The 13,206-nt window shown below is 44.1% G+C and carries 10 protein-coding genes; all 10 read right to left on the bottom strand.

All coding sequences use genetic code 11. The features are described from left to right. Window positions 1-4: 4 nt before the first annotated feature. Window positions 5-1,066: a transcription termination factor NusA gene (gene nusA / locus MGG13_RS05190; RefSeq protein ID WP_133432068.1), complete on the bottom strand. Its 1,062-nt coding sequence runs from the start codon at window positions 1,064-1,066 to the stop codon at window positions 5-7. A gap of 15 nt (window positions 1,067-1,081) precedes the next feature. Continuing rightward, window positions 1,082-1,549 carry a ribosome maturation factor RimP gene (rimP, locus tag MGG13_RS05185; RefSeq protein WP_239035610.1) on the bottom strand — a complete coding sequence of 156 codons (468 nt, stop codon included), beginning with the start codon at window positions 1,547-1,549 and terminating at the stop codon, window positions 1,082-1,084. Between the two features lie 113 nt (window positions 1,550-1,662). Beyond that, window positions 1,663-6,015 (bottom strand): PolC-type DNA polymerase III, encoded by a 4,353-nt coding sequence (locus MGG13_RS05180; protein ID WP_420827909.1) that lies wholly within the window; start codon window positions 6,013-6,015, stop codon window positions 1,663-1,665. Between the two features lie 30 nt (window positions 6,016-6,045). Then, entirely contained in the window at window positions 6,046-7,749 is a 1,704-nt protein-coding gene (locus tag MGG13_RS05175) for a proline--tRNA ligase (protein ID WP_239035608.1), read from the bottom strand. A 14-nt stretch (window positions 7,750-7,763) separates the two neighbouring features. Beyond that, window positions 7,764-9,044, bottom strand: coding sequence for an RIP metalloprotease RseP (gene rseP / locus MGG13_RS05170; RefSeq protein ID WP_133432064.1), 1,281 nt, complete (start codon window positions 9,042-9,044; stop codon window positions 7,764-7,766). Between the two features lie 3 nt (window positions 9,045-9,047). Continuing rightward, on the bottom strand, window positions 9,048-10,178 hold the full coding sequence (gene dxr / locus MGG13_RS05165; protein ID WP_239035607.1) for a 1-deoxy-D-xylulose-5-phosphate reductoisomerase: 1,131 nt from the start codon (window positions 10,176-10,178) through the stop codon (window positions 9,048-9,050). Between the two features lie 8 nt (window positions 10,179-10,186). Further along, the gene (locus tag MGG13_RS05160; protein ID WP_239035606.1) at window positions 10,187-10,975 is read right to left on the bottom strand and encodes a phosphatidate cytidylyltransferase; all 789 of its coding nucleotides are present in this window, start codon (window positions 10,973-10,975) and stop codon (window positions 10,187-10,189) included. Beyond that, window positions 10,972-11,721 (bottom strand): undecaprenyl pyrophosphate synthase, encoded by a 750-nt coding sequence (locus tag MGG13_RS05155; protein WP_239035605.1) that lies wholly within the window; start codon window positions 11,719-11,721, stop codon window positions 10,972-10,974. Before MGG13_RS05155 ends, MGG13_RS05160 begins: the two co-directional genes overlap by 4 nt. Window positions 11,722-11,832: 111 nt before the next feature. Beyond that, the gene (frr, locus tag MGG13_RS05150) at window positions 11,833-12,390 is read right to left on the bottom strand and encodes a ribosome recycling factor (RefSeq protein WP_133432060.1); all 558 of its coding nucleotides are present in this window, start codon (window positions 12,388-12,390) and stop codon (window positions 11,833-11,835) included. A 17-nt stretch (window positions 12,391-12,407) separates the two neighbouring features. Next, the gene (pyrH, locus tag MGG13_RS05145) at window positions 12,408-13,127 is read right to left on the bottom strand and encodes a UMP kinase (protein WP_239035604.1); all 720 of its coding nucleotides are present in this window, start codon (window positions 13,125-13,127) and stop codon (window positions 12,408-12,410) included. Window positions 13,128-13,206: the final 79 nt, after the last annotated feature.

Below are 13,206 nucleotides of genomic sequence, written 5' to 3'. Positions count from 1 at the left end.
CCCCTTATTCGACTGGGTAGATACCCGCTTCTTTAGCATCTGTCTCACTCTTGATATCAATCTTCCAGCCTGTCAGTTTAGCTGCTAAACGGGCGTTCTGGCCACGTTTGCCGATAGCAAGTGACAGCTGATAGTCAGGAACGATAACAGTAGTAGACTGATTTTCCTCGTTAACGAGCACATCCACCACTTGTGACGGACTGAGTGCATTTTTAACAAATGTCTTCGGATCTGCGCTCCACTCAACGATATCAATTTTTTCGCCGCCCAGTTCATCCACAACAGCACCGACACGTGCACCTTTAGCACCGACACATGCACCGACTGCATCGATATCAGGATTTTCTGAGTGAACACTGATCTTAGAACGGTCGCCTGCTTCACGCGCAACTGACTTCACGACAACAGTACCATCAAATATTTCCGGTACTTCTTGTTCAAAGAGACGTTTTAACAGCCCTGGATGACTTCTGGACACGAAAATCTGTGGTCCTTTAGTTGTCTGTTCTACTTTATTAACGTAGACTTTGATGCGTTCAGTCGGACGATAAACATCATTCGGGCTGCGTTCTGCTTCTGATAAGACCGCTTCTGTTTTGCCCAGTGTGACATAGACATAACGATGATCGACACGGTCGATGACACCTGTCATGATATCATCTTCTTTATCGATGAATTCATTGTACAGAATACCGCGCTCTGCATCACGCAGACGCTGCATCACGGCCTGTTTTGCAGCCTGCGCACTGACACGGCCGAAGTCTGAAGGGGTTACGTTCTCTTCGAAGATGTCGCCTACTTCATATGCAGGGTTTGTTTCAAGCGCCATCTCTAATGAAACCTGATCACGTGGGTTTTCAACTTCTTCTACTACATCTTTACGGGAATAGACCGCATAGCTGCCGTTATCCATATTCAGTTCAACGCGAACATTATTGGCTGAGTTGTAGTTCTTTTTGTAAGCGGTAATCAGTGCCGCTTCAATCGTTTCAATCAGCACTTCACGTGGAATACTTTTTTCTTTTTCAAGAAAATCAATAGCGTTTAATAATTCATTGTTTTTCATTTTGTCCTCCGTTAATTAAAGAATGACTGCACGTCTGATTTTTGCAATTTTTTTGCGTGGCAGTTCAATTTCCTTTGTACGTGTTTTGATTCTGACAGACATCGTTACCGTCTCTGCATCAAATTTAACAAGTTCACCGAGCCACTCTTTGTCGCCACCGATTTCCTCGTATAATTTGACGTAAACCGGATGACCGACTGCTGCTGTATAATCGGCTTCTTTTTTCAGCGGACGTTCAGCACCTGGTGATGATACATCCATAAAATAAGCTTCAGCAATCGGGTCTTCTTTGTCCATCACTTCACTGATTTTCTCACTGGCAAGTGCACAGTCTGAAATATCAATGCCACCTTCTTTATCAATAGCGATGCGGAGATAATAGTCAGGGCCTTCTTTCACGTATTCAACGTCAACAAGCTCAAAACCTAAATCCTGAATGATAGGTGTCACAATCTCTTCTACACGTTCTGTTATTTTGCTCATATATGCCTCCTTAGTCTGACAAGAAGAAAAGAGCGGGATATCCCACTCTTTTCGTCAATAGAGTATTTTGTTAAGCAACATTATTATAACACATGTCATAAAATGCTTCAATTCTATAAGTCAAAGATACTGAGCTGAGCTTTATCCGGCATATTTTCAAGAGAGCCAAGCATCGTCAAGTAGTCGATAATTTTCTGAGAGACCCCTGCTTTTTTGTTCAGCTCTTCCTTAGACAGGAACGGACCTTCATCGCGTGCCGCTACAATTCTTTTAGCAACGTTCTCACCAAGTCCCGGTACTGCATTGAAAGGTGGAATGAGCGTATCTCCATCAATAATAAAGTCAAATGCCTGACTTTTCTCAAGCGAGACTGGCTGCATGCGAAAACCGCGCTGCGCCATTTCGTTAGAGAGTTCAAGTACAGTCAGAACATCTTTTTCTTTTTTCGACAGATCATGGTAACGCGCATAATAATCTTTCACAGTCGCTTTAATCGTATTTTTGTCCTTTGTCATCGTGAGCAGGTCAAAGTCAGAAGCACGGACAGTGAAATATGCAGCATAGTAATACAGCGGATGATGCACTTTAAAATAGGCGATACGGAGTGCCATCATCACATAGGCGCTGGCATGGGCTTTCGGGAACATATATTTGATTTTCTTACATGATTCGAGATACCATTCCGGTACTTTATTTTCTCTCATCGCTGCTTCAAAGTCCTCTGACAGTCCTTTACCTTTACGTACTGACTCCATAATTTTGAATGCGAGTGATGGTTCCAGCCCTGCATACATCAGGTAAACCATGATATCATCTCGACAACCGATTACACCAGACAGGTCACAAGTACCGGTTCTGATCAGTTCCTGCGCATTGCCAAGCCAGACGTCTGTACCATGCGACAGTCCTGAAATCTGAATAAGCTCCGAGAATGTGCTCGGTTTAGTATCTTCAAGCATCTGACGCACGAATCCTGTACCAAATTCCGGTACACCGAATGTGCCGGTCTTACACATAATGTCTTCTTCTGTGACGCCGAGACTCTGCGGTCCAGAGAAAATTTTCATCGTCTCTTTGTCATCCATCGGAATCGTCTTCGGATCAATACCTGACAAGTCCTGCAGCATGCGGATCATCGTCGGATCATCGTGACCCAGTATATCAAGCTTCAAAAGATTGTCATGAATCGAGTGGAAGTCGAAGTGTGTGGTTTTCCAGGCTGAGTTCTGGTCGTCTGCCGGAAATTGTATCGGCGTGAAATCGTAGATATCCATGTTCTCAGGGACAACGATGATACCACCCGGGTGCTGACCCGTCGTCCGTTTCACACCTGTACAGGCCTGCACAAGCCGGTCAACTTCGGCCCCCCGCTTGTGCATACTGTTGTCATTCAGGTAGCCTTTGACATAACCGAACGCCGTTTTCTCGGCTACAGTACCAATCGTTCCGGCACGGAATACTTTATCTTCACCGAACAGCACTTTCGTATAGTTATGAGCCTGAGGCTGATATTCCCCGCTGAAGTTCAAGTCGATATCGGGTACTTTATCACCTTTAAAGCCGAGAAAAGTCTCGAACGGGATATCCTGTCCTTCCTTGATAAAAGGAACATCACATTTCTCACACTTTTTATCGGGTAAATCATAGCCACTGGAGACAGACCCGTCGTCGAAGAAATGACTTTCCTTACACTTTGGACAGATGTAATGCGGCGGCAGTGGATTGACCTCAGTGATTTCTGTCATGGTCGCTACAAAACTTGAGCCGACGGACCCCCTTGAACCGACCAGGTAGCCATCATCCAGAGACTTTTTAACGAGTTTCTGTGAGATGAGATAAATAACGGCGAAACCGTTACCGATGATACTGGCGAGTTCTTTCTCAAGTCTTGCGACGACTATTTCAGGAAGGTCATCCCCGTAAAGTTTACGTGCATTTGCGTATGACATTTCACGGATTTCTTCATTTGCGCCTTCAATTGACGGTGTATAAAGTTCATCACGGATTGGAACGACGCGTTCAATGCGGTCTGCAAGCTCATTCGTATTCTTGATGACAATCTCATAAGCCTTATCTTCACCGAGGAACATGAAGTCGTCCATCATTTCGTCTGTCGTTCTGAAATGAGCATCCGGAAAACCACTTTTATTAAGCGGATTCCCCGGCATACTTGCGACGAGTATCTCACGCGCAATCTTGTCATGCGGATGCAGATAATGGGCATTCCCTGTTGCGATAACCGGTTTATCCAGTTTGTCTGCTACATCAATAATACGGTGATAAATTTCTTCAAGCGTTTCATTGTCACGGATTAAATCACGTGCCAGAAGATGCTGATAGAGTGCTTTCGGCTGAACTTCTATATAGTCATAGAACTGGGCCACTTTCTCAACTTCTGACTGGTCCTTGTTCATGACAGCGGTGAATATCTCACCGTTGTCACAGGCACTGCCGACCAGTATCCCTTCACGATTCTCTTCCAGCAGGCTGCGCGTTATACGCGGCGTGCGGTAATAATAATGAACGAGAGACTCCGAAACAATCTTGAACAGATTTTTAAGTCCTGTCTGATTCTGCACGATAAGCGTGACGTGTACAGGACGTGCACGTTTATACGCTTCCTGATTAGACAACTTCTGATCGATTTCCTGATGATTAGTCACACCGCGTTCTTCCATCTGTTTCAGCATCTTCACAAAGATATGCGCAGTCGTCTCCGCATCATAAATCGCTCTATGGTGCTGTGTCAGTTCAACACCGTATTTCTTCGCCAGGAAGTTCAGACCATGTTTGCCGAGCTCTGTATTAATCGTCCGTGACAGTTCGAGCGTATCAATGACCCCGTTCTCGCTGGCTCCAAGTCCTAAACGGTCATAACCTGTATCAATGAACCCCATATCGAAACTCGCGTTATGAGCGACATAAATCGCATCGCCGACCCACTCCTTAAAACGCGGCAGCACGTCCTCTATCGGCGGTGCATCGACGAGCATATCATCAGTAATGCCAGTCAGCTGTTTAATCGTTTCATTCAACAGTTCACCAGGATTACTGAAACTTTCAAATTTATCGATGATTTCACCGTTCTGAACCTTGACTGCTGCGAGCTCAATAATTTTATCGTACTGCGAACTGAGACCGGTCGTCTCTACGTCAAACACCACATAGCTGCTTGAGTTCAAGTTTCGATCTATCGGATGATAAGTGATAGGCACTCCTTCATCAACGAGCATGCCTTCTAAACCGTAGATCATTTTAATGCCGTTCTTTTCAGCTGCGGCATGAGCATCCGGATAAGCCTGCACGACGTTATGATCGGTCACCGCAATCGCCTTATGTCCCCACTGAGCAGCCTGCGCCACATATTTTCCGATATGCGTGATACCATCCATCTGACTCATACTGGAATGCAGATGAAATTCCACACGTTTTTCTTCTGATTTATCTTTACGAGGAGAGCGTTTAATCTCATGGATGTCGTTGATCATCATCACCAGATCGCGGATAAACGTATCTTCTTCTATTTTCCCCTGCGCACGTACCCATTTTCCAGGTGTCAATGCCTTAAAGTGTTCAAGGTCATTCTTCGTCTGACGATTACGGCTGAACATTTTTAGTGTCAGAGAATCCGTGTAATCAGTGATTTTGAGCTGCAGGATGTAACGTCCGCTTTTCAGTTCCTTGATCTCTGCATCAAAGATGACCCCTTCAATCGCCACTTTATATTCTTCTTCGATAATGGATGAAATCGGCCGGATGGACTCAATGTTGATATCCTTACCGATAGATGCTTCTGTCACTTCATCACTATCTTCTTCAGCACGTTGTTTCTGCATTTCTGCGACCCGTTCCCGAGTCTGAATAGCACTTGTCGTATCTTCTTCCTGGATGGTTGCTTCCAGGGATTCCAGTTCACGCTGCTGGTCCATATCGTCAATCTCGAATACAATCTTGTCGAAATGGAAGCCTGCTTTCTTAAATGCTTTCAAAAGAGAACCATTGCAAGATTTTTCAAGATGTTGCTGCTCGACTTCATTATTGACGATGAATCTGATGACGTCGCCTGAAAAGGTATATTTCTTCTGTTTCAGCTGTCTTTTAAGATTCGGGCTTAAGGCTGTCTGTTCAACGCAGTGATGGAGATAGTCTTTAACTTTATCAAGTTTATCAGACTGATCAGCTGCTAATATTTGAAAGTCAACAGTCGCAATATGGCCGAACGCGTTCTTCATCTCATTCAGAAAATGCATATAGACATCTGCCGGAAAAATGACCGGACTCTTGATATGAAAGAACCACTGGCGTTCTTTTTCTGAGATGTCCAGACGTTCAAGCGTGCATCCATCCAGTTCAGCTGGAAAGGCCTCTGTCATTTTCAGCTGAGACAGCAAAACCTTAAATTTTTCTTCTTTATTCACGCCATGACCACCTTTATAAAATGAAAAAGTAACGCGCCAAAAGCGCATTACTTAAGTTAGTTCTATTATAGCAAATTTTTAAGCTAAGTCTTGATATAAAGTTTCAATTTTAGTAGCCAGTTCACTGACAGGGACTTCAAATGACTCACCCGTCTGACGAACTTTCACTTCAACAATTTCATCTGCCGCCTGTTTGCCGACGACGATACGAAGCGGTACCCCAATCAAGTCTGCATCGTTAAACTTAACGCCTGCACGTTCCTGACGGTCGTCATAAAGAACCTGATAGTTTTTAGAGAAGTCCGTGTAAAGCTGGTCTGCAAGCAGTCGTTGAGCCTCTTGTTTCGGGTTGACTGAGATTACATGGATATCAAATGGCGTGATTGATTTCGGCCAGATAATGCCGTTGTCATCATGATGCTGTTCAATGACAGCACTCAGTGTACGGGAGACGCCGATACCGTAGCAGCCCATAATCATTGGCTGTGCTTTCCCTTGTTCGTTCAGGAATGTCGCCTTCATCGCTTCAGAGTACTTTGTGCCCAGCTTAAAGACCTGACCGACTTCAATCCCCTCTGCAAACTTAACAGGACCACTACCATCAGCCGCTTCTTCACCTTCTAAGATGAAGCGGAAGTCGCCATAAGTTTTAACCTTAAAATCGCGACCTGCATTCGCATTGATATAATGGTAATCTGTCTCATTGGCACCTACTGCAAGGTTGTTGATATCCTGTACCGCATTGTCTGCATAGATATCAATCTTCGTCACGCCGACTGGACCGAGTGAACCCGGCTTCGCGTTCATAATGCCTTCAATCTCTGCTTCAGTCGCCATTTCAACCACTTCAGTACTAAAGAAAGATTTCACTTTGACGTCGTTTAATTCATGATGACCGCGTATCAGGAACATGACGAAACGATCGTCTACTTTGATGATCATCGACTTAACGATCTCATCAAGTCGTTTACCAAGTAAGTCTGCCAGCTGCTCCGCTGTCTTGACACCTGGTGTATGAATTTTTTCAAGTGCCGTTTCTGCTGAATGCTGAACATTCGGAGTATAAACAACTTCAGCTTTTTCAATGTTTGCAGCATAGTCACTGCCCTCTGTATAAGCAATCGTATCTTCACCGATTTCAGCAAGCGCCATAAATTCATGTGTATGGCTGCCGCCGATCGCACCACTATCTGCAATGACCGGACGGAACTTAAGACCGACGCGGTTATAGATATTGCTGTATGCCTGATACATATCCTGATAAGTCTCGTCCAGTGACTCTTCTGTCGCGTGGAAGCTGTAAGCGTCCTTCATGATGAACTCACGTCCACGCAGTAGACCAAATCGAGGACGTTTTTCATCACGGAATTTATTCTGGATCTGGAATAACGTCACCGGAAGCTTCTTATAAGACTTCAGTTCATCACGCACTAAGGACGTGATGATCTCTTCGTGCGTTGGTCCGAGCGCAAACTCACGACCGTGACGGTCTGTCATACGCATCAGTTCAGCACCATAGCTTGGCCAGCGTCCACTTTCCTGCCACAGCTCAGATGGCTGCAACGCCGGCATCAGAATCTCGACGCCGTCTATAGCTTCCATTTCTTCACGCACAATCGCTTCTATCTTATTAAGTACGCGTTTAGCAATGGGTAAATAACTGTAGACCCCGCTCGCGATCTGCTTAATCATACCTGCTTTCAGTAACAGCTGATGACTTTTAGATTCCGCATCATTAGGCACTTCACGTAATGTCGGAATAAACATTTTTGATTGTTTCATGTCTTAACCCCCTATTAATTAAAGAAATATCGTTGTATATCGTTCCATGTCACCATGATCATGACAAAGAATAAGAAAACAGCACCAGCAGTAATAATGACCACTTCCGCTTTTTTGTTGACAGGCTTTCTGAAGATTGCCTCATAGATGACAAAGAGAATGCGGCCGCCGTCAAGAGCTGGAATCGGCAATAAGTTCATAATCCCTAAGTTCACAGACAGCATTCCTGCCCATGATAATAGTGACAGGATACCCAGCGATGCAACCTTCTCTGTATTCTTATAAATACCGACCGGTCCGTTCAGCATATCGAAGCTGAAGTGTCCCGTGAATATACTGGAGAAGAGTTGACCTACCAGCATGAAGATAAGAGACATCATCTCAATTGTTTTGAAAAAACCATATTTAAATGGTGCAAGGAAATTATCATGTGTCATCATCGGATTCACACCGATAGCATACTTTTTAAGTGTTTTAGTTTTTTCACGGTACTCCATCTTCTTCGGAGTCACTGACTTAGTCAGTTTCTGACCGTCTCGTTCAATCAGAAATTCATGAGTCTCTCCATCTTTTAAGTGTGGACCCATATCTTCGAATTTATCGATTTTTTGACCGTCAATCTCCAGAACTTTATCTTTCATCACGAGCCCTGCTTTATCTGCCGGGCTGTCTTTTAAAATTTCACCGATGATCGGTTTATCTGTCGGTGTACCAGATACAAACGCGAGACCAATGAAAATAACAAGCGCCAGTAAAAAGTTAAACAGCGGCCCAGCAAAAAGCGTCAAAAATTTTGGCCACGGTTTTTTATTTTTAAACTGGCGGTGGCGTGGTGCAATCTGCACGAGGTCACCTTCACGCACGAAGTAAGCTTCATCAGCCAGTGTATAACGCACGCGTTCATTCGTATAACTGTCTATACCTTCTATAAAGAGACCATCTTCAAAATCGCTATCTTCCACTTCCAGCTGTTCAATCTGTCTGAACTGATGCTGATCATCTAAGATGACATGCGTCACTTCACCTGCAGTATTACGTTTAATGCTGACCGTCTGTCCTGCTGTCAATGGATTCTGTTCCATACCGCTTCCGGCCATCATAACGTATCCGCCGACCGGTAGCATTCTAATCGTATAAAGTGTTTCGTTTTTCTTGTAAGAGAATATTTTGGGTCCCATACCAATCGCAAACTCAGGACACATAATACCCGCTCTTTTAGCGAAGTATAAATGCCCAAACTCATGGACAGTCACTAATAACCCAAAGACAAATATAAATGCGATAATCCCTATCATACTTTACACCTCATATTGACGTGATTTATAATCCGCGTCGACTTTCAGTATCGTTTCCAGGTCAGGATGCTGGATGACTTCATGCTGCTCCATCTCTCGCTCAATCAGTCGCTCGATATCAAGAAAACTGATCTCTCCGTTTAAGAACATCTGCACGGCGACTTCATTGACAGCATTCATGACAACAGGCATTGTGCCACCGATCTTAATCGCATCGTAGGCGAACTTCAGACATCTGAAGCGCTCGAAGTCCATCTCCTTGAAGTTCAAAGTCCCGAACTTCGCTAAGTTAAGACGTTCACCTTGACGAGGGAGTCTATTTGGATAGCTGAATGCGTAAAGAATCGGCATCCGCATATCCGGCGTGCCGAGCTGAGCCATGACACTCGTATCATTAAACTCAACCATCGAATGAATGACACTCTCTTTATGAAGAATAGTCTCAATCTTCTCAACCGGCAAGTCGAAGAGCCATTTCGCCTCGATGACTTCCAGTCCTTTATTCATCATCGTCGCAGAATCAATCGTAATCTTCTGACCCATCGACCAGTTCGGATGGTTAAGCGCATCTTCAAGTGTGACATTCTCGAGTTCACTGCGCGTTTTATCTCTGAAAGAACCACCACTTGCTGTAATGATGATCTTCTCAATATTTTTCGGGTCCTCACCGTTTAAACACTGAAAAATCGCTGAATGCTCAGAATCAACAGGCAGAATATTGACGCCGTACTTTTTCGCATGCTGCATGACTATTTCCCCTGCAACAACGAGTGTCTCTTTATTGGCTAGCGCAATATCAATCCCCTGTTCTATCGCATGCAGAGTGGGTCGTAGTCCCACACTGCCTAAAATGGAATTCAGCAGCATATCGTTTTCATAATAGCCGGCTACAGCAAGAAGTCCTTCCTCACCGTGCACAACTTCAATGTCGTATTTCTCCAATACTTTTTTGTCTTCTGCGTTCTGGACAGAGACGATAGCGGGCTTAAACTCCTCGATAATATTAATTGCAAGGTCTATACTACGCCCTACAGCAAAACTTACAAGCTTGTATTCTTCCGGATGCTGACGGATAATATCCAATCCTTGCATGCCGACTGAACCACTCGCACCTAAAATTCCTATTTTTTTCATGTCATCACCTAACTCTGAAAGTTAATTAAAAAGATATTGATCAACGGCAGTACAAATATCAGGCTGTCAAAACGGTCCAATATACCACCGTGACCTGGCAGCAATGTCCCTGAGTCTTTCACACCAAAATTTCGTTTCAATGCAGATTCCACTAAATCACCTAACTGACCGGCTATACTGAACAACCATGTTACAAAGATGAGCGGGACCAGTCCGAGCGGCATCTCATAGTTAAGTGCAAAGACAATTGCGACGATCGTACTGCTCGCTATTCCACCAATAAAGCCTTCTATCGTTTTGTTGGGACTGATTTCCGGCCATAGTTTACGTTTGCCGAATAAACGTCCAAATATGTATGCACCTGTATCTGTTAACCATACCACAAGCAGCGCAAAAAGGAGATAATGCAGCCCGTGATGTCTTGTTTCGTAGAAATACATAAAGCCGATAGCGACATAAGCTACCGCCAGCATACAGAATGCCGCATCAACGAATGAGAAACGGTTTTTAGAAATCACTGTATGGCTTAGCAGAATCAGGCTGATAATAATCAAAAAAGGGACCTGGTAGTCACTTTCTACAATTCGACTGCGCGCAGGCGACATAATCAGGCAGAGCGCTGCAGTACTGATCAGACCAGGTAGTGAATAGAGCTTGATACGCTGCATGTTCAGTACTTCCTTAAGCGCGACGATTGCGAGTAAGTATGAGAGCAGCAGCACAGGAATTCCGCCGTAAATGACAATCGGTAAGAAAATTGCCATTGCGATAATCGCTGTTATTGTTCTAGTCTTCATCCATTCAGCCCTCCGAATCTCCGCTGTCTCTTGCAGTAGGTATGAATCGCGTGATCAAGGTCTTCTGGTGCATAATCCGGCCAAAGTTTTTCATCAAAAACAAATTCACTGTATGAAGTCTGCCAGAGCATGAAATTACTGAGACGTTCTTCTCCAGAAGTGCGGATCAATAGCTCCGGATCGGGATAATCTCGTGTAAAGAGTGCCTGTCCGACACGTTCCTCATCGATATCATCCAGTTGAATCTCATTGTTTTTATAGGCAGCTGCCAGCAGCTGCACAGCAGCGACGATTTCTTTCCGCCCCCCATAATTCAATGCGAAGATCAGCTTCATTCCCGTATTATTCTCTGTTTCCCGCTGAACTTTGTAAAGTGCTTCTTTCGTATGCTCTGGCAGCTGTTCGATAAAACCGATAGATTCTACTTTCACATTATTTTTCATTAAATCCGGTAGAAACGAAGCCAGAAAATCAACCGGTAATTTCATCAAGTAATTGACTTCCTCTTTCGGTCTCGACCAGTTCTCAGTCGAAAACGCATAAAGCGTGAGGTATTTAACCCCAATCTGACTAGCATGAGTCGTAATTCTTTTGACCGTCTGCATGCCTTCATAATGCCCTTTCACACGAGGCATCTTTCTATTTTTAGCCCATCTGCCATTGCCATCCATGATGATGGCAATATGTTCCGGCACAACGTCATGTTCGATGGTTTGAGAAGCGTTCTTCTTAAATATATTAAACATAGCGGTCCTCCAACTTTGATACTAAACTTCATTCTAACATATCTACTCTTCTATTTAACCACAAAAAAAGAGCCGATGTCTCACAATAAGTGAAACATCAGCCCCCAGTTATTAGACAGCCATAATATCCTGTTCTTTAGCCGCTGTTAAGTCATCAATTTTCTTGATATGGTCATTCGTTAAGTTCTGAACATCTTCTGTGTAGCTGCGAAGATCATCTTCAGTCAGTTCACCAGATTTTTCAGCTTTTTTCAGTTCATCGTTGGCATCACGACGAATATTACGGATAGCCACTTTTGCGTTTTCTGCTTCTTTTTTCGCTTCTTTTACGAACTCTTTACGACGTTCCTCTGTCAGTGCTGGCACTGTAATACGGATTACTGTACCGTCAGAAGTTGGATTGACACCTAAATTAGCCATATTGATTGCTTTTAGGATATCATCGATAGAAGATTTGTCATAAGGTGTCACTACAAGCATTCTTGCTTCAGGTACTGAAATACCTGCAAGCTGTTGTACAGGTGTATCTGCACCGTAGTAATTAACAGACACGCGGTCAAGTAAGCTTGCGCTGGCATGTCCTGCACGGATGCCTGCAAACTCACGAGTTAAGCTGTCAATACTCTTCTGCATTTTGTCTTTTGTTTCATTGATGATCTCTTTCGTCATAAGAAATAACTCCTCACTTATTTTGTTATCGTTGTACCGATTTCTTCTCCCATGATGGCACGCTTAATGTTACCATCCTCCATAATTGAGAATACCACGAGCGGGATGTCGTTGTCCATACAGAACGAGCTTGCCGTTGAATCCATGACTTGCAGACCTTCCTGCAGCATCTGAATATACGTCAGTTTCTCATATTTTTTCGCTGTCGGATCGAGTTTCGGATCTGCTGAGTACACACCATCTACATTGTTTTTACCCATCAGAATGACATCTGCTTCCATTTCTGCTGCACGAAGAGCGGCAGTTGTATCAGTTGAGAAGTATGGATTGCCGATGCCGGCTGCAAAAATAACGACACGTCCTTTTTCCAGATGGCGGATTGCACGGCGTCTGATGTAAGGTTCTGCTACTTGCTGCATCGCGATTGAAGTCAGAACACGTGTATCACAATTAAGCTGCTCAAGACTATCCTGCAGGGCAAGTGAATTCATCACTGTTGCAAGCATCCCCATGTAATCGGCTGTACCACGGTCCATGCCAAGGTCACTGCCAGTTTTACCACGCCAGATGTTGCCGCCACCGACAATAACAGCCACTTCACAGTCCATTGTTGCCACTTCAGCGACCTGCTTCGCAATATTTTTAATGATAACGGGATTGATACCGAATCCCGTATCTCCTGCTAATGCTTCTCCACTTAATTTCAGTACGACTCGTTTATATTTAGATGTATCCATTGTTATTCCGCCCTTTCGCTCGTTTATTTTAACTCTTCTTTATTGAAAGAAGCGCACAAACTATATGTATTATATCAGT

The sequence above is a fragment of the Macrococcus brunensis genome (assembly GCF_022343725.1).
In the GTDB taxonomy this organism is placed as follows: domain Bacteria; phylum Bacillota; class Bacilli; order Staphylococcales; family Staphylococcaceae; genus Macrococcus; species Macrococcus brunensis.
Note: the sequence above shows the minus strand (reverse complement) of the source record. Positions and strands in the feature narration are given on the sequence as shown.